A 17,755-nucleotide genomic window follows, 5' to 3' on the forward strand; every position below is an offset into this window, starting at 1 on the left:
TTTGCCAGCCAACCCATGAACGCCCTGACCCGCAACGGCAGATGCCGTTGCCGAGCGTAGAGCAGGCGATGAAAGCGGAGGCTGCGATCTTTGTTTTTAAGCTTCGTAAGCCTGGCGCAGGATCAACCGCTCCCGCACCACGTCATACGTCCAGTGGTAGACGTAGGTGTACGGCAGGAAAAACAGCAGCACGCCGATATCCAGCACGAACGCTTGCCACAGGCTGACCTTCAGCCACCAGGCAATCAACGGCACACCCACCGCGACCAGACCGCCTTCGAACAACAGCGCATGGACAACACGGACCCACGCGTTGTGCACGAGGTTGTAGTGTTTGAGCGCACGGTCGAACAATCCGTTGAAGACCACGTTCCAGGCCAGGGCAAGTGCCGCGATAGCCATGGTCACGACGCCCATGTCGAGCATCGGTTTGTCCATGATCCACGCCAGCAGCGGCGTACAGATCAGGATGGCCAGCAATTCGAAACCAATGGCCTGGAAAATACGTTCAGTGATGGATTTGTTGGCGCTCATGGCCAGACTCCTCTGAGTGACTGTGGTTGCCATGATCCTTCCTCACACCGATACTTCATAACCAATAACCATCGATCAAGGCGATAGTTCATGGCCTCTCAAGAAGTGTTGCAGGCCTTCGTTCAGGCAGCGACTCAAGGCTCGTTTTCCGCCGCGGCGCGCAAACTGGGGCGCAGTCAGTCGACCATCAGCGCCGCCGTGGCCAGCCTTGAAATCGACTTGAACCTGACGCTGTTCGACCGCAGCAGCCGCAAGCCGAGCCTGACCCCGGCCGGGCACGTGATGCTGCAACGGGCCGAGGACATCCTGGCCGCTACCAGCCGACTGGAAATGACCGCCAGCCAACTGTCCCAAGGGGTCGAACCAAAACTGACCGTGGCGATTTCCGACACGTATCAGTCCGACCGATTCGAAGCGGCGCTCAGCGCCTTCGAGCAGCGTTATCCAGACCTGGAACTTGAATGCCTGATCGCCGAGTGCGATGACTTGGTGGCCTTGGTGCAACGGGGTCGGGCGCATGTGGCCTTCGCCGAAAAACAAGACAGTTACCCGCCGGACCTGGTCAGCTCGACCGTGGAAGAACGGACCGAGATTGCCCTGTTCGCGTCCCGCGAGCATCCGTTGGCGGCGCTGAGCCACATCGATCAGGACGTGTTGCAACAACACCGGGAGCTGCGTCTGGCGACGATCGTCAATCCGTATGAAAGCCGGGCAAAGGGGCGCGTCTGGTCGGCGCCGAGTTATCTGATGCTGCTGGAAATGGCTCAGGGCGGATTCGGCTGGGCGCCGTTGCCCCGGTGGCTGGTGGAGCGGTTTGGGCCAGGGACGTTGCAGGAACTTGACGTGCGCGGCTGGCCGAAACCGGTGTTCGTCGATGCGCTGTGGTCGCGGCTGCATCCGCCGGGGCCGGCGGGGAGTTGGTTGTTAGGCAAGATGCTGGAATAGCGAGGGCGATGGTTAGGGCCACCCCTCACCCCAGCCCTCTCCCCAGCGGGGAGAGGGGGAAAGGGAGCTCGATCTCCATAGCTTCAAAGCCTGAGTTCGACTCGGAATCTCAGGTCGATGTAATTCGAAAGAACACCTCGGTCAGTCCCCTCTACCCCCTGGGGAGAGGGTTAGGGTGAGGGGGCGATCTAACGCCTTGATCCGAGCCTCGATAAACCGCCGCTCCGGCACTTGCTGCGTCAACTCCAACGCCCGCTCATAAGCCGCCCTTGCCTCATCAACCCTTCCCAACTGCCGACAAAACTCCGCCCGCGCCGCGTGCGCCAAGTGGTAATCCAGCAAATCACCCCGAGCCAGAATCCCTTCAACCAACGTCAGCCCCGCCAACGGTCCATCCCGCTTGGAGATCGCCGCCGCACGGTTCAATTCGATCACCGGCGAAGGCGCCGCCCGCAACAGCACGTCATACAGCCCCACAATCTCCAGCCAGTCCGTTTCCGCCGCCGTGGGCGCTTCGGCATGCGACGCCGCAATCGCCGCTTGCAGGCAATAAGGCCCGAAGCGCCGAGTCGTCAGCGCCCGCTCTACCAACGCGCAACCTTCTTCGATCATCTCGGCGTCCCACAACGAACGGTCCTGCTCATCCAGCACGATCAACTCCCCGCTCGCCGACGTCCGGGCCAGGCGTCGGGACTCGTGCAACAGCATCAGCGCCAGCAGCCCCATCACCTCGGGTTCGGGCAGCAGTTCCATCAACAGACGACCGAGCCGAATCGCCTCGCGGGTCAAATCCTCACGGGTCAGTTCCGCGCCCATGGACGCGGAATAGCCTTCGTTGAACACCAGGTAAATCACCCGCAGCACGCTGTCCAGGCGCTCGGGCAACTCCGCCAGGGTCGGCACTTGATAAGGAATTTTTGCATCACGGATTTTTGCTTTAGCCCGCACGATGCGCTGGGCGATGGTCGCTGGTGCCGACAGAAAGGCCCGGGCGATTTCTTCCGTGGTCAGGTCGCAGACTTCGCGCAGCGTCAACGGCACCTGGGCGTTCGCGGCGAGTGCCGGGTGACAACAGGTGAAGATCAGGCGCAGGCGATCGTCTTCCACGTCTTCGTCACTCCAGTCAGCCTGCTCCAGCGCCTCCAGTTGAGCGATCAACATCGGTTGCGACGCGATGAAGCGTGCGCGCCGCCGCAACACATCGATGGCCTTGAAGCGCCCGGTGGACACGAGCCAGGTACGCGGATTGTCCGGCACGCCGTCACGCTGCCAGCGCTCGACCGCGACGAAAAACGCCTCGTGCAAGGCTTCTTCGGCGAGGTCGAAATCGCCGAGTAAACGGATCAGGGTCGCCAGAATCCGCCGTGACTCTTCGCGGTAAACCTGCTCGACCCGCGCCCGTACCGACTCGGCCGACATCAGGCGCCGGGATTCAACTGACGAACGGGACGCACCTCGACACAGCCGACCCGGGCCGCCGGGATGTTGCCGGCGACCTGGATGGCTTCATTGAGATCCTTGGCATCGATCAGGTAGAAGCCGGCCAATTGCTCCTTGGTTTCGGCGAACGGGCCGTCGGTGATCGACATTTTCCCGTTGCGCATGCGCACCGTGGTCGCGGTCTGCACCGACTCCAGCGCCTCGGCGGCAACCATTCGGCCGCTGCCCTGGATCGCCTCGGCGTAGGCCATGCATTCAGCGTCATTCGGGCTTTCGGGCAGCGAGTGCAACTCGTGCTCGTTGCTGTAGACCAGGCATAAATACTTCATGGGGCTCTCCTGAATCGAACGGATCAACTATGGCTGCTGATTGACGCTTTCGCGACATTCCCGACGAATCGGCCTGACGCTCAGGGTTCCAGGTTGAACAGCACCGTGCCGCTCATCATGTCGAACGGGGCCGACCAGTGTTCGTGGACGATGCGCCATTGCCCATCGTCGCGCCGATAGCAGGCGGTCACGCGCATCCAGCAGGCCTGGGTTTCGCCCTTCTCGTTGGTGCCGCCGCAATGGGCCAGCCAATGGGCGAAGGCGATGTGCTCGTCTGCCACGATGTTCATATGGTCGAAGTCGAACTTGTGCGCGCCCTGGCACATTTCCATGCATTCCTGCCAATGCGCGCGGTAGGCGGCCTTGCCCCGAAATTGCAGGGCCTTGACCGCGTCGTAGGAGACGATGTCCTCGGCATACAGGGGCATGAGTTTCTCGACATCCTTGGCGATGACCGCCTGACGATAGGTGTCGATCAGGGTCTGGATTTCGTGGGTAGCGTTCATGGTGGTTCTCCGTGGTTTTTGTTGTGAAGACACCCTTAGTCGTCTGGCGAAAAGCCAAATCGACAGCCCAAATAAAAATAATCCATGGACGCAAACTCGTTAGAATCCGAAACACATTTTGTTGGAAAAAGGACACTCCAGTGACATCCCGACTCGTGCCTTACGACAGCCTGAACGCGCTCCAGCGCCAGCAGGTCGAGGCCATTGAAGTTCACAAAGAACAAATCAAGTTCTCCGGCGACATTCACGGCGCGTTGCACACCTTGCTGTCCAAACCCGGCCCCGGCGTCAAAGGATTTGCGCTACTGGTCGAGGAGGTTCCCGTGGCCTTTCTGCTGCTCAAGCGCCCGCCCGTGCTGCCGGCCTGGGCCGATGAACACAGCGCCACCCTTCACGCACTGCAAGTCGATCATCGGGCTCAGGGCAAAGGCTATGGCAAGGCCTGTCTGCAAGCCCTGCCCGACGTCGCGCGTCAGGCGTTTCCGGAAATAAAGGGGCTGGAATTGTCGGTGGATGCGGATAACGCATCAGCCATCGCGCTCTACGCAAAATTCGGCTGGGTCGACAGTGGCGAAGCCTACAGGGGCCGGATCGGTTATGAACGGCGCATGGGTCTGATTTTCTGAGGTGGTTATGCTCAACAGCATCGAAGAACTGGAAGCCCTCTACGGCCAACCCCACGACCGCGCCGTGCGCAAGCAGATCCCCTTTCTGAACGAGGATTATCAGGCGATGGTCCGCGCCTCGCCGCTGGTGATTGTCAGCTCGGTGGGGCCAGACGGGATGGACGGTTCACCGCGGGGCGACACGCCGGGTTTCGTGCGGATCATTGATGAACGCACCCTGGCGATCCCGGATCGGCCGGGCAACAACCGTATCGACACCCTGCGCAATGTCGTGCTCGATTCGCGGGTGTCGCTGCTGTTCATCATTCCCGGGATTGGCGAAACGTTGCGGGTTAACGGCACGGCACAGATCAGCGCCGAACCTGGGTTGCTGGAGAGCTTTGCGGTCAATGGCAAACCGGCGCGCACGGTTATGCTGGTGACAGTGGAAGCGGCGTACTTCCACTGCTCCAAGGCCATCGTTCGTTCGGATTTATGGAACCCTGAGAAGCACTTCGAACGCTCTGCCCTGCCGACGGCGGGTGCGTTTCACAAGCGGTTGAACGATGGGCAGTTCGATGCCGAGACGTATGACCGGGAAGCATCGGCCAGAGTGCGGGATAGTCTTTACTGATCAAACACGAAAAAGGGTTGCCTTGAGGCAACCCTTTTGGGATTTGACTAGCTGTTAGAGGAGAAGACAGTAATCGAGCAACTGTTTCTCGATACTTTGACGCTGGCCGATAACCAAAGCGACCACTACAAGGTTTTCACTCGGGAACACCTCATACAAAACCCGCTGCCCCATGGGCAAGTACTCACGAAAATGAGTGACCCCAAGCGACGCTGCTTCCTGACATACACCGTAAACATGGGCCTGATTGCTCAGAGCCGTAACGATCTGCATCACCAGCTGATCAACCATCTCTGCCGCTTTTTTTCGACCGCATTGCTGCGTGAGATAATGCTCCAGCGAAACAACCCCATGCTCCGCAGCAGTCGCAAACTCTACCCTGAAGGCCTCAGGCATCGTTATCGTCTTGCTGCAATTGGCGCCGCTGCGCCAGTCTGGCCAGCAAAGTGTCGCCAGAAATCAGCTTACCCTGTTCTTTGTCGCGAGAAGAAAACGAAAGAAGTTTGATCAGCGCGATGGCCTCATCTCGCCGCTTACGCTCCTCGTAGGACTCGATCACATAAGCCGGAACACCATTCTGAGTGACGAGCATCGGCTCAGAAAGATCCAGCGCTGCCGCATTCTTTTTAACAAAACTGATAGTTTCAACTCGCATCATTCATTCCTCTGCTCACCATCCGAACAGGATGGTCGCTGCAACAAGGTCTGAATTTAGGCCATTAAAAAACTTATCTCAAGAACTCATTTGCTCTTGTCCCAACTCCAACACCATCTCATGCCATGCCATCCCGCCATGGTCGGACGCTGAAGGCTTGATGTAGGCAAAGCCAAACCCGGCATACAGCGGAATGTGCCGCTCCTTGCACATCAGATGGATGTGGGTCTTGCCCAGCGCGCGCATCCGCTCGATGAATTCGCCCATCAACCGTTTCGCCAGCCCCTGCCCCTGATAATCCGGGTGCACCACCACCGACATGATGACCACGTGCGGGCCGGCCGGGTCGTGCCCGATCAGTTCCTTGAACGCCTCGTCCGACATTTCTACCTGAAACGCCGCACCGGAATTGATGAAACCGGCTACAACGCCGTCAACTTCGGCCACGATAAAACCTTCGGGCCAGGTGGCAATGCGCGTGCCGATTTTTTCGCGGGTGGCGGCTTCGTCGCCTTCGTAGGCAACGGTTTCGATGGCGTAGCAGCGGTCCAGATCAGCAGGCAGGACGTTTCGGATGACAGGGTTCGACGAGTTCATGGCGCAGCGCAGACCTTGGGGCAAGTGAGACAACAGGATAACGCTCGCCGATTCTAGCAATACTTGCTTGCTCGCGAACGCCCGATAACCACCTCTCGTATGAAGTGCATAGGGTTCAAGGACAGCGCCGTAAAGCTTTCATATAACCGCTACCCAAGGCCCTGGGTTCGTATTATTTATCTGTGCCTTGACGATTAGTGACGCCCAGCCACGGCAGGTTGAGCGCTCCTCGTCCCACCCACAGGACTTTGATCATGAGCACGACTCAAATCGGCCTACTCGTGTTGTTCAGCATTTCTTCGTTCGGTTTCATCACGCTTTACATCGATTTCCTGCACGAGCGCCGGATCAAGAAAGACAAGTGAGCGACACACGGCCAGGCGCTGCAGCCAGCGCCCGCCGTGCTTTACAGCCCCACCAGGCGATAACCTACCTGCAATTCGGTGATGAAATGCTGCGGCTGGGCCGCATCGGCCTCCAGTTTTTGCCGCAAGTGCGCCATGTGCACCCGCAGATAGTGAGCACGATCGACGTAATCCAGGCCCCACACTTCCAACAGTAGCTGGCGATGGGTCATGACCCGGCCTTGTCCGCGAATCAGCGCGCACAGCAAGCGATACTCGATGGGTGTCAGATGGACCGATTGGCCCTCGCGCCGGACCTCGTGCGTGGCCAGGTCCACTTCGATCATTCCGAAAGTCACCTTGCTGGTGACCGCGGCGGTCCCGCTCTGCACATGCCGACGTAACTGGGCGCGAATACGCGCGAGTAACTCGGGCACGCCGAATGGCTTGACCAGATAATCGTCCGCCCCCGCATCCAGTGCCGCCACTTTTTCCTCTTCACGATCACGGGCCGACAGCACCAGAATCGGCACCGTCATCCAGCCCCGCAACTCACTGATCAATTGTTTGCCGTCACCGTCGGGCAAGCCCAGATCGACAATCACCAGATCCGGTTGACGGCTGGCGGCGTGGATCAGGGCGCGTTTGACGTTGTCGGCCTCGAACACCTGAAAACCTTCGTCCTGCAGCGCGATACCGACGAAACGGCGGATGTTGGCCTCGTCCTCGACAATGAGGATGCGTGCACTGGTCATAGCGATTCCATGGAAGGCGGATGACCCGCCGGTAAAGTGATGACAAAGCGGATGCCCGAGATGGCCTGAGGCTGAGCCTCGATCGTTGCGCCATGGGCCTGGACAATCCGTTTTGCCAACGCCAGCCCAAGGCCGATGCCGGCAACGGCCGACTCCTGCTGACCCCGGGTGAACGGTTCGAACAAACTCTGAGGCGTGCTGCCCTGAGGACAACCGGGACCGGCGTCGATCACCTCCAGCACAATGCTGTCCTCCTCTTGTCGGGCCACAACCTGCACCAGCGTTCCGGCCGGGGTGTACTTGGCAGCGTTGTCCAGCAGGTTGACCAGCACGCGCTCGATCAACAGCGCATCGACTTCCACCAACGGCAACAGCGGCGACAGGGCGGTGCGCACCACATGCCGCGCCAATGGCTCGCGCAGTTGACGCAAAGCACTGCCGACAATTTCCTCCAGTGAGTGCCATTGCCGGTTGAGGCGCACACCGCGTTCCTGCATTCGGGCCATGTCCAACAGGTTTTCGATCAACCGCTGCATGGAGCTGGCCTGATCGCGAATACCGCCCAGCAACTGGGTCAGCGGTCCGGGCGGCGCATGAGGCGCTGCTGCGTCTGCCGCGCCGATTATGGTGGTCAGCGGCGTGCGCAGGTCATGAGAGATCGCGGCCAGCAGGGTATTGCGCATGCGCTCGCCCTCCATCTGCACCAGGGTGCTTTGCGCCACTTCGACGAAATGCACCCGTTCCAGCGCTATCGCCAGTTGGCTCATGCAGGCCTCGAGCAAGCGCTGCTCTTCAGGCCCGTTCAACCGCTCGGGCTCAGCCAGCGCGAGCACCAACACTCCGCGCACGCGCATTGGCGCCTTCAACGGCAAATACCGGCCCTGAGCGGCGGCCAGCGTATCGGTGCCCTGGCCGGCGGGTTGGCCATGGTCGTAAACCCATTGAGCAATGTTTTCATCGATCGCAAATGCACCCGCGCCACGAGCGTGGACACTGTCGGCGGCGTCCGGCAGTGTCAGCCCGACCCGCGCTTCAAATACGCCGCTGAAGGTGCGCAGCGCCACCTCCGTGATCTGCTCCACGGTCAGCGCCGCCGACAAGTCGCGAGCCAACCTGGCCAACGAAGTCGCGCGCCGTTCACGGCTGGCAGCGGTGCGGGCTTCATGACGCAAGCGTGCCGTGAGCTGCCCGGTGATCAACGCAATACCGAGCATCAGGGCGAAGGTAAAGAAGTACTGGGTGTCGTTGACCGTAAACGACCAGCGTGGCTGGACGAAGAAGAAATCAAAACACAGCACCGCCAGCATCGCCGCCCAGACACCCGGCCCTCGCCCAAAGCGCAAAGCGACCAGCACCACCGTGAGCAAAAACAGCATGACCACGTTGGCCAGGTCAAACACCTGCAACAGCAACGCGGCCACCGCCGTGGCGGCAAAACAGGCCAGGCTGGCCCACAGATAAGCCGGAACCCTGCTGGGCGGCAGCGCTGTATCTGTATTCACCGCCACCGCAACCACGATAGGCAGTGGGCCATGGGCGATGACAATCTGATCGATCTCGGGATGGCGACGGCTGATGCGGTCACTGACCGACTGGTGCCAAAACTGCCAGACCTTGCGCGGGTAATGCCCGAGCACCAGCCGGTTGGCGTTGTGTTCACGAGCAAACGCCACCAAAGCCTCGGCCACGTCCATGCCCGACAGCGTGGCCGTGTCGGCACCGAATTCGGCGGCCAGTGCCAAGGTCTTCATGGCGGCGGCATAGCGGTGCGCACCCGCGCCTCGTCGCTGCACCGAAGGCACATGAACGACAATCCAGTCCGCTTCAAGTTTTTGTGCCAGACGCGCCGCTTCACGAACCAGACGTTCATCCGAAGGGTGCCCTGCCACGCCAACCAGTAAACGCTCGCGCGCGGGCCAAAGGGAGTTGATGGACCGCTCGCGGCGATAGTCGCGCATCTGTGCATCGACGCGATCAGCGGTACGCCGCAACGCCAGCTCGCGCAAGGCCAGCAGATTGCCCTTGCGAAAGAAATGCCGGGACGCGCGCTCGGCCTGGGGCGGCAGGTAGACCTTGCCTTCCTTGAGACGGCGCAGCAGGTCATCGGGTGGCAGGTCGATCACCACCACTTCATGGGCACCGTCGAACAGATGGTCAGGCACGGTCTCGCGCACCCGGATGCCGATGATCCCGCTGACGATATCGTTGAGACTTTCCAGGTGCTGGACATTGAGGGTGGTCCAGACGTCGATGCCGGCGCGCAGCAGTTCTTCGACATCCTGCCAGCGCTTGGGGTGACGCGAACCGGGAACATTGCTGTGGGCCAGTTCATCCACCAGCAGCACCGCCGGACGCCGCGCCAGCGCGGCATCCAGATCGAACTCGCTGAGGGCACACTCGCGATGCATCACGTTATAACGCGGCAGCAATTCCAGGCCAGCGAGCAGTTCGGCGGTTTCCCGGCGGCCATGGGTTTCTATCACGCCAGCCACCAGGTCACGGCCCCGGGTCACTTCGCGTTGGGCCGCGGTGAGCATCGCGCAGGTTTTCCCCACCCCGGCGTTGGAACCGAAATAGATGCGCAGTTTCCCACGCAGGGCGGCCTGTTCGTCCTGTTGTAGCTTCTCCAACAGCGCGTCGGGATCAGGGCGGCCGTCTCGTGAAGCGGTGAACGTATCAATTACGGGCATGGCAATCCTTTTGAACTGCACGGCGCCATACACGGCGCCGTGCAGACAGTCCTTTCAAACAAGGCCGAGCCCGGCCAACAGCATGTCGATCACCTTGATCCCCGCGAACGGCACCAGCACGCCACCCAGGCCATAGATCAGCAGGTTGCGATTGAGCAACGCCGCCGCGCCGATGGCTCGGTAAGTCACGCCCTTGAGCGCCAGCGGGATCAGAAACACGATAATCAGGGCATTGAAGATCACCGCGCTGAGAATCGCCGAGTTCGGGCTGCTCAGGTGCATCACGTTCAGTGCGCCCAGTTGCGGGTAGGTCGCGACGAATGCGGCCGGTACGATAGCAAAATACTTGGCCACATCGTTGGCCACGCTGAAGGTGGTCAACGCGCCGCGCGTCATGAGCATCTGTTTGCCGACTTCCACCACTTCGATCAGCTTGGTCGGGTTGCTGTCCAGATCGACCATGTTGCCCGCTTCCTTGGCGGCCTGAGTACCACTGTTCATGGCCACCGCCACGTCTGCCTGAGCCAGTGCCGGCGCATCGTTGGTGCCGTCTCCGGTCATGGCCACCAGCTTGCCCTGGGCCTGGTAGTCGCGGATCAGTTGCAGCTTGTCTTCCGGCCGAGCCTCGGCGAGAAAATCGTCAACCCCGGCTTCCACGGCAATCGCTGCCGCCGTCAGGCGGTTGTCGCCGGTGATCATGACTGTCTTGATCCCCATGCGCCGCAGTTCGGCAAAGCGCTCCTTGATCCCCCCCTTGACCACGTCCTTGAGTTCCACCACGCCCAATGCCTGTTGGCCATCACATACGACCAGCGGTGTGCTGCCACGACGCGAGACTTCATCGACCCTGGCCTGCAACGCGGACGGGAAACTGCCGCCCAGCGCCTCGATGTGCAGACGAATGGCATCTACCGCACCCTTGCGGATGCTCCGGCCACCGGCCAGATCGACGCCGCTCATGCGGGTTTGCGCGGTGAAATGCACGAAGCTCGCACCCAGGGCATTGAGGTCCCGCGCCCGCAGGTCGAACTTCTGCTTGGCAAGCACCACGATACTGCGCCCCTCCGGCGTTTCGTCCGCCAGCGAGGCCAGTTGCGCAGCGTCGGCCAGTTCCGACTCCTTAACCCCGGGCGCCGGCAGGAAACTGCTGGCCTGGCGGTTACCCAGCGTGATGGTGCCGGTCTTGTCCAGCAGCAGGACGTCAACGTCGCCCGCCGCTTCCACGGCTCGCCCGGAGGTGGCAATGACGTTGGCCGACATCATCCGGCTCATGCCCGCCACACCGATCGCCGACAACAGACCGCCAATGGTCGTGGGGATCAGGCAAACCAGCAGCGCCACCAGTACCGTTGCGCTGACCACGTCGCCTCCGCTCATGGCCACCGCAAACATCGAGGACGGACCCAGGGTCACGATCACCAGCAGAAACAAAAATGTCAGGCCCACCAGCAGAATGTTCAGCGCCACCTCGTTGGGAGTCTTCTGGCGTTTCGCGGATTCGACCATGGAAATCATGCGATCCAGAAATGACTCGCCCGGGTTGACACTGATGCGCACCACCAGCCAGTCCGACAGCACTTTTGTCCCACCGGTTACCGATGAAAAGTCGCCGCCCGCCTCGCGAATCACCGGTGCCGATTCTCCGGTAATCGCGCTTTCATCAACCGACGCCACGCCTTCGATCACCACGCCATCGAGGGGCACCAGATCGCCAGCCTCGATCAACACCACATTGTCCTTGAGCAGTTCGCCGGAAGGCATCGGCATCCAGGCGGAGCCATGCCGGGGTTGCTTCAACAACTTGGCCAGGGTCTGGCGCTTCATCCCGCGCAAGCTGGCCGCCTGGGCCCGACTGCGCCCCTCGGCCAGGGCTTCGGCGAAGTTGGCGAACAGCACGGTGAACCACAGCCACAACGTGATGCTGAGAATGAAGCCACTGGGGGCTTCACCCTTGCCGCCCAGTGATTGAAACCACAACAGCGTGGTGAGAATGCTGCCCAGGTACACCACAAACATCACCGGGTTCTTCCACTGCGCCTGGGGCAGCAACTTCTTGAAGGCATCCAGGCACGCCGTGAGCAACAACCCACGGTCGAACAAAGGCAAACGAGCTTGCTTACTCATGGTTGTTTCTCTTACTCACTGGCCGCAAGGGGTGGCTGATGCGCAGGCGCCAGAGCATCCAGCGCGAGGTTGAGTTGCAGCACATTGACTCGGGGTTCGCCGAGCAGGCCGAAGGTGCGCTGTTCGGTGTGGGTATTCACCAGCTTCAACAGATCGGCTGGCGGCAGGTGGCGCAGACGTGCGACGCGCGCCGTCTGAATCTGTGCGTTGGCCACCGAAATGTGCGGGTCCAGGCCTGAAGCCGACGAGGTGACCGCATCCACCGGCACCTGCGCATCTGCCGCCAGGCCGTTCTGCCGGCGGTAGGCTTCGACCCGCACGGCCACAGCATCGATCAACTTCTGGCTGGTAGGGCCAAGGTTGCTGGCGCCACTGGAACCTGCGTTATACGGCTGCGCCACGCTTTTGCTCGGGTCCAGTGGATCTGCACCGAGGGTCATGCTCGCACGTCCCTGGAAATACTCGGGACGGGTGAAGTGCTGGCCGATCACCGCCGAACCGATCACTAACCCATCCCGTTCAACCAGACTGCCCTGGGCCTGAAACGGGAACAGCACGTTGGCCACCACTGTGGTGAACAACGGATACGCCAGCCCGGTCAGCAGCATGAAAAACGCCGCAGAAATCAGCACCGGGCGCAACAGACCGGCAAACAGAAATTGCGTCTTGGTTTGTGTTTGTACTTGAGTCATCACAGCCCCCTTACTTGTAGGTCTGGCCAGACAGCAACTGCAGTTGCTCGACCAGCGGGCCGAGCGCGAGCGCCGGCAGGAAAGTCAGGCCGCCCACGACCAGCACCACGAACACCACCAGGAACATGAACAGCGGTGTGGCGGTCGGGATGGTGCCGGCACCGGCCGGGATGTTCTTTTTCATCGCCAGGGAACCTGCGACCGCGAGCATCGGCAACATGGTGAAGAAGCGTCCGAGCAACATGGCAAGACCGATTGTGGTGTTGAAGAACGGCGTATTGGCGTTCAATCCGGCGAACGCCGAACCGTTGTTGGCAGTGCCCGAGGTGTAGGCATAAAGCACCTCGCTGAAGCCATGGGGCCCCTGGTTGTTGAGACTGTTCAGGGTGTCCGGCCAGAGTGTCGCCAGGGCGGTGAAGCCGAGAATGCAGATGGGGTGCGCCAGCACCGAAAGCATGACCAGCTTGATCTCCCGAGCCTCGATCTTCTTGCCGAGGAATTCGGGACTGCGGCCGATCATCATCCCCACCAGAAACACCGTCAGCAGCGCGTACTGGATCAGGTTGATAAACCCCACACCGTCGCCACCGAACACGCAGTTGAGCATCATCTGCGCGAGCGGTACGAAGCCGCCCATGGGTGTCAGCGAGTCATGCATGGCGTTCACCGAGCCGGTGGTTGCGCCAGTGGTGGTGGTCACGAACAGGCTGGTGTCGGCAATCCCGAAGCGCAGTTCCTTGCCTTCCATGTTGCCGCCACTCTGGGTGGCTGACAGCACCTGGTCCGCCCCCACCCGGGTCAGCAGCGGGTTGCCACTTTGTTCAGCCGTATAAACGATGCTCAGAAAGCCGACGAACATCACCAGGAACGTGCCAAAGAACACCCACCCCTGACGTCGACGCATCAGCATGCTGCCGAAGGTGTACGTCAGCGCCGACGGGATCAGCAGCATGCTGAGGATATGCAGCATGTTCGTCAGTGGCGTCGGGTTTTCGAACGGGTGCGCGGCGTTCATGCTGAAAAAGCCGCCGCCATTGGTGCCGATGTGCTTGATTGACTCAAAGCTCGCCACCGCGCCGACGATCAACTGCTGCTGTGCACCTTCCAGAGTGGTGGCCAGGGCCTGGGAACTCAGGGTTTGCGGCATGCCTTGCCAGACATAAACCAGCGCCATGCCAAAACACAGTGGCAGCATCACCCGGTAAAGCGTGCGGGTGAAGTCCACCCAATAGTTTCCGATGTCAGCAGAATTCGACCGACTGAGGCCGCGAATGAAACCCGCCGCTGCCACAACGCCGGACGTTGCGCCGACGAACATCAGGAAGGTGATGACCGCCATCTGGCTGAAGTTGGACAGGCTGGTTTCACCTGAGTAAGCCTGCCAGTTGGTGTTGGTGATAAAAGACGCAGCGGTATTGAACGCCAGATCAGGGTTTTGCGCGCTCAGCCCCAATGGGTTGAGCGGCATGAAAACTTGCAGGCGCAACACGATGTAACCCAGCAACATCATCGCCGCATTAGACAGCAGCAGGGCCACCCCATAACGTGCCCAGCCCATCGTTTCGGCCGTATCGATCCCCAGCAGACGATAAGTAGCGCGCTCCGCCAAGGCATGTTTACGCCCGGTAAATACCAGCGTCAGCCACTTACCCATCAACACGGCGAGTCCGGTCATCAACCCGAGAATCACCGCAAATTCCAACATAGTGCTCAACATGTCGATGCTCCGTTCAAATCTTGCCCATGGCGACGATGACCATGGCTGTCGCAGCAAAAAAAACCACGCTAACCCCCATAAAAATCAGGTCGTACATTGCCGATTTCCTTTCTCAAGACCGCCCTGGCGGGCTGATAAAAAAGCCTGTGCCGCAATGACTGCGGCCATCAAAACTTCTCTGCACGGATAAGGGCGTAACCCAGGTAGGCAAACAACAGGGCGGCACACAGGCCGCTGGCGATGTAAATGAACTCGAGTGTTAACAAGACAGCTCCCCCTGACAAAACGAAAGGACACCCGCAATCGGGTACCGGCTGAGAGCGTCAGTACAAAAAACGCACTGAATTCACGCTCTCATCTGCGCCTTGCAGGGTAAGTGAGGGGGTATCAAGGACGGACACTGATTGGGGGCAGCGGTATTAAGACGGCGTATAGAACGAGTGAAACGAGCGGTATGCGGGAGGTGATGCGAGGGGCCAACGACAGTCACGAACGGGCACTGTGAAGTGCCCGTTCCAGGCTTGGTTCACTAAGATTTGATCGGCACCCAGATTTCCAGCTTGCCGGTATTGAGCTTCGGGTTGAAGTCTTCGCTGTAGCGCTCCAGCTCCGGCGCATCCAACACCTCATACCCGGACTGCGGCTGCCAGGTGCCGAAGATGTACTGAAACAGCTGCGGTAAGGTATCCAACGGCCCTTTGTGCTCGAACACCGCGTACAGCTGAGGCTGGACCTCCACCCAGCGATACGTTTCCGGTAAATCGTCAAGTTTGCTGATCTCGACCCCGGCGATGTAATCGAAGCCGCCCTTGCCGTCAAAATTGCAACAGACGCCGTAGGTCACTTCACCTTTCTGACCCGGAATTTTGCCCAAATGGGGGATGAATTTATCCCAGAGCGCGGGAATCTCTTGGGTGGTTGCTTGACTGAATCGTCCACCAAGCCCTGCAATCAGCAGGAAGTGACCGTGTTCGAAGCGCGGCTCAACCACTTCGACGCGTGCGTGCTCATCCATGACTCAACTCCTGAACAAAAAAGTGGGTTCGGCTGGGAGTATAGAACCCAAACCGAATTCGCCCAGTTACAGTGCATGCAACTGTTCGACAGCACCTGCGCCGACGAACTCGTTATACCCCGATAGGATCACGTAGACCGCGAAATAGCAGAAGATCGCCGCCGATGCCATATAGGAGTAACGCAGCAGTTTGTCGCCCAGCAACTTGCCGCCGTGACTCGCGGCGAAGCACAAAGCCACGCACCAGAGCACCCCGGCGCACAGAAATCCGCCAAGAAACAACGCCGAACTGAGGGCGCCACCGCCGCCGGAGCGAGCGATCAATGTACCGCCCACCGCTGCGAACCACAGAATGGCGCTGGGTGACGACATGGCGAGGAAGATCCCGCGGAAAAACTCGCGCCGATGGGAGTTCTGCCCCACCTCTGCGGTCTGCGCCAGCACCGCTTCATGGTGGATCGCCGAGTAGATCATCTTCGCCGCGAAATACACCAGCAGCGCTGAACCGCCAATCCACAACACCCAGCGCACAGTTTCGTATTGCAGCAAAACGGTCATCCCGGCCAAGGCCAGCACGGCGTAGATCAGGTCGCCGACACAGGTCCCCAAACCCAGCGCAAAGCCTTGAAAATAGCCACGCTGCATCGCCAACGTGATCATCGCGATATTGGCCACGCCGATGTCCAGGCACAGCGAAAGGCTCAGCAAGAAGCCACTGGTAAATTCCATCAACCGATTTCCTTCGGACAAATTTGTTTACATAGTCGCTGGACAGTTTGCCACATCAACCCTTACATTCCGCCACAGGTCACCGCAGTGACCAGCGTCGCTCGGACGGTTCCGGGCGCTCACGTTATCCGAGGCAACAATGGCTAACCCAGGTTCGCCGCGCCGCTTTGCGCGCATAGATCGACTCCCCCCTTACGTATTCAACATCACTGCCGAGCTGAAGATGGCCGCCCGTCGTCGTGGCGAAGACATCATCGACTTCAGCATGGGCAACCCCGACGGCCCGACACCGCCGCACATCGTCGAAAAGCTGGTCACCGTCGCCCAGCGCGAAGACACCCACGGCTACTCGACGTCCAAGGGCATTCCGCGTCTGCGCCGGGCGATCTCCAATTGGTACAAGGATCGCTACGAGGTCGACATTGACCCGGAAAGCGAAGCCATCGTCACCATCGGTTCCAAGGAAGGCCTGGCGCATTTGATGCTGGCCACCCTCGACCAGGGCGATACCGTTCTGGTGCCGAACCCGAGCTACCCGATTCACATCTACGGCGCGGTGATTGCCGGCGCCCAGGTGCGTTCGGTGCCGTTGATTCCGGGCGTGGACTTCTTCGCCGAACTGGAAAGCGCCATTCGCGGCTCGATCCCGAAACCGAAAATGATGATCCTCGGCTTCCCGTCGAATCCCACTGCTCAATGCGTGGAGCTGGACTTCTTCGAACGGGTGATCGCCCTCGCCAAGCAGTACGACGTTTTGGTGGTGCACGACCTGGCTTACGCCGACATCGTCTACGACGGCTGGAAAGCCCCGTCGATCATGCAAGTGCCGGGCGCCAAGGACATTGCGGTGGAGTTTTTCACCCTGTCCAAGAGCTACAACATGGCGGGCTGGCGCATCGGTTTCATGGTCGGCAATGCCGAACTGGTCAACGCCCTGGCGCGGATCAAGAGTTATCACGACTACGGCACGTTTACCCCGCTGCAGGTCGCGGCGATTGCGGCGCTGGAAGGTGATCAGCAGTGCGTCAAAGACATTGCCGAGCAGTATCGTCAGCGTCGCAACGTACTGGTCAAAGGCCTGCATGAACTGGGCTGGATGGTCGAGAACCCGAAAGCGTCGATGTATGTCTGGGCGAAGATTCCCGAGGCGTATGCGCACTTGGGCTCGCTGGAGTTCGCCAAGAAACTGCTGGCCGAGGCCAAGGTTTGTGTCTCGCCGGGCGTAGGGTTTGGTGAGTATGGGGACGATCACGTGCGCTTCGCGCTGATCGAAAACCAGGACCGGATTCGTCAGGCAATACGCGGAATTCGAGGGATGTTCCGGGCGGATGGGTTAATTAGCAAATCTTGACGCCCTGCACATAACACTGTGGGAGCGAGCCTGCTCGCGAAGGGGGCGTGTCAGTCAACGTTGATGTTGATTGATACACCGCATTCGCGAGCA

The 17,755-nt window shown here is 60.2% G+C and carries 19 protein-coding genes; 4 read left to right on the plus strand and 15 right to left on the minus strand.

The window, feature by feature from the left end; all coding sequences use genetic code 11:
- Positions 1-96: 96 nt before the first annotated feature.
- A complete protein-coding gene (locus ACYZTZ_RS21195) occupies positions 97-534 on the minus strand; it encodes a multidrug/biocide efflux PACE transporter (RefSeq protein ID WP_056741454.1) in 438 nt (145 codons plus the stop codon).
- A gap of 90 nt (positions 535-624) precedes the next feature.
- Between ACYZTZ_RS21195 and ACYZTZ_RS21200 the strand changes: the two genes are divergently transcribed.
- Complete coding sequence (locus ACYZTZ_RS21200) at positions 625-1,479, plus strand: LysR family transcriptional regulator (RefSeq protein WP_461999611.1); 855 nt, start codon at positions 625-627, stop codon at positions 1,477-1,479.
- Between the two features lie 141 nt (positions 1,480-1,620).
- Here the strand turns inward: ACYZTZ_RS21200 and ACYZTZ_RS21205 are convergent, their stop codons facing one another.
- The 3 genes from ACYZTZ_RS21205 to ACYZTZ_RS21215 all read right to left on the minus strand — a co-directional run bounded on the left by ACYZTZ_RS21205 (position 1,621) and on the right by ACYZTZ_RS21215 (position 3,754).
- Positions 1,621-2,898 (minus strand): RNA polymerase sigma factor, encoded by a 1,278-nt coding sequence (locus ACYZTZ_RS21205; RefSeq protein ID WP_461999612.1) that lies wholly within the window; start codon positions 2,896-2,898, stop codon positions 1,621-1,623.
- The gene (locus ACYZTZ_RS21210) at positions 2,898-3,248 is read right to left on the minus strand and encodes a YciI family protein (protein ID WP_008151161.1); all 351 of its coding nucleotides are present in this window, start codon (positions 3,246-3,248) and stop codon (positions 2,898-2,900) included. The genes ACYZTZ_RS21205 and ACYZTZ_RS21210 overlap by 1 nt, the downstream gene beginning before the upstream one ends.
- Positions 3,249-3,328: 80 nt before the next feature.
- Positions 3,329-3,754: a YybH family protein gene (locus ACYZTZ_RS21215; RefSeq protein WP_008151160.1), complete on the minus strand. Its 426-nt coding sequence runs from the start codon at positions 3,752-3,754 to the stop codon at positions 3,329-3,331.
- Positions 3,755-3,894: 140 nt separating this feature from the next.
- Between ACYZTZ_RS21215 and ACYZTZ_RS21220 the strand changes: the two genes are divergently transcribed.
- Both ACYZTZ_RS21220 and ACYZTZ_RS21225 read left to right on the plus strand, forming a co-directional pair.
- A complete protein-coding gene (locus tag ACYZTZ_RS21220; protein ID WP_056741458.1) occupies positions 3,895-4,380 on the plus strand; it encodes a GNAT family N-acetyltransferase in 486 nt (161 codons plus the stop codon).
- Positions 4,381-4,387: 7 nt separating this feature from the next.
- Positions 4,388-4,993 carry a pyridoxamine 5'-phosphate oxidase family protein gene (locus ACYZTZ_RS21225; protein WP_461999613.1) on the plus strand — a complete coding sequence of 202 codons (606 nt, stop codon included), beginning with the start codon at positions 4,388-4,390 and terminating at the stop codon, positions 4,991-4,993.
- Positions 4,994-5,047: 54 nt separating this feature from the next.
- Here ACYZTZ_RS21225 and ACYZTZ_RS21230 read toward each other — a convergent pair whose 3' ends face one another.
- The 11 genes from ACYZTZ_RS21230 to ACYZTZ_RS21280 form a co-directional block, all read right to left on the minus strand.
- A complete protein-coding gene (locus ACYZTZ_RS21230; RefSeq protein WP_056741460.1) occupies positions 5,048-5,389 on the minus strand; it encodes a hypothetical protein in 342 nt (113 codons plus the stop codon).
- Positions 5,382-5,648 carry a prevent-host-death protein gene (locus tag ACYZTZ_RS21235; protein WP_046049521.1) on the minus strand — a complete coding sequence of 89 codons (267 nt, stop codon included), beginning with the start codon at positions 5,646-5,648 and terminating at the stop codon, positions 5,382-5,384. The genes ACYZTZ_RS21230 and ACYZTZ_RS21235 overlap by 8 nt, the downstream gene beginning before the upstream one ends.
- 78 nt (positions 5,649-5,726) lie before the next feature.
- Positions 5,727-6,245 (minus strand): GNAT family N-acetyltransferase, encoded by a 519-nt coding sequence (locus ACYZTZ_RS21240; protein ID WP_461999614.1) that lies wholly within the window; start codon positions 6,243-6,245, stop codon positions 5,727-5,729.
- 406 nt (positions 6,246-6,651) lie between these two features.
- Entirely contained in the window at positions 6,652-7,344 is a 693-nt protein-coding gene (locus ACYZTZ_RS21245) for a response regulator (protein WP_095130917.1), read from the minus strand.
- Positions 7,341-10,034: a DUF4118 domain-containing protein gene (locus ACYZTZ_RS21250; protein WP_461999615.1), complete on the minus strand. Its 2,694-nt coding sequence runs from the start codon at positions 10,032-10,034 to the stop codon at positions 7,341-7,343. The genes ACYZTZ_RS21245 and ACYZTZ_RS21250 overlap by 4 nt, the downstream gene beginning before the upstream one ends.
- 54 nt (positions 10,035-10,088) lie before the next feature.
- Positions 10,089-12,158 (minus strand): potassium-transporting ATPase subunit KdpB, encoded by a 2,070-nt coding sequence (gene kdpB, locus ACYZTZ_RS21255; protein ID WP_461999616.1) that lies wholly within the window; start codon positions 12,156-12,158, stop codon positions 10,089-10,091.
- Between the two features lie 11 nt (positions 12,159-12,169).
- Complete coding sequence (gene kdpC, locus ACYZTZ_RS21260; RefSeq protein WP_461999617.1) at positions 12,170-12,850, minus strand: K(+)-transporting ATPase subunit C; 681 nt, start codon at positions 12,848-12,850, stop codon at positions 12,170-12,172.
- A 10-nt stretch (positions 12,851-12,860) separates the two neighbouring features.
- On the minus strand, positions 12,861-14,567 hold the full coding sequence (gene kdpA / locus ACYZTZ_RS21265) for a potassium-transporting ATPase subunit KdpA (RefSeq protein ID WP_461999618.1): 1,707 nt from the start codon (positions 14,565-14,567) through the stop codon (positions 12,861-12,863).
- Positions 14,568-14,734: 167 nt separating this feature from the next.
- Entirely contained in the window at positions 14,735-14,833 is a 99-nt protein-coding gene (gene kdpF / locus ACYZTZ_RS21270) for a K(+)-transporting ATPase subunit F (protein WP_095130908.1), read from the minus strand.
- A gap of 263 nt (positions 14,834-15,096) precedes the next feature.
- Positions 15,097-15,582: a GyrI-like domain-containing protein gene (locus ACYZTZ_RS21275; protein WP_461999619.1), complete on the minus strand. Its 486-nt coding sequence runs from the start codon at positions 15,580-15,582 to the stop codon at positions 15,097-15,099.
- Positions 15,583-15,648: 66 nt separating this feature from the next.
- Positions 15,649-16,311, minus strand: coding sequence for a LysE family translocator (locus tag ACYZTZ_RS21280; RefSeq protein ID WP_461999620.1), 663 nt, complete (start codon positions 16,309-16,311; stop codon positions 15,649-15,651).
- A 139-nt stretch (positions 16,312-16,450) separates the two neighbouring features.
- Here ACYZTZ_RS21280 and alaC point away from each other — a divergent pair, with 139 nt between their 5' ends.
- Positions 16,451-17,662: an alanine transaminase gene (alaC, locus tag ACYZTZ_RS21285; RefSeq protein ID WP_008151144.1), complete on the plus strand. Its 1,212-nt coding sequence runs from the start codon at positions 16,451-16,453 to the stop codon at positions 17,660-17,662.
- Positions 17,663-17,755 lie beyond the last annotated feature (93 nt).

It is taken from the genome of Pseudomonas sp. LB3P58, assembly GCF_054897895.1.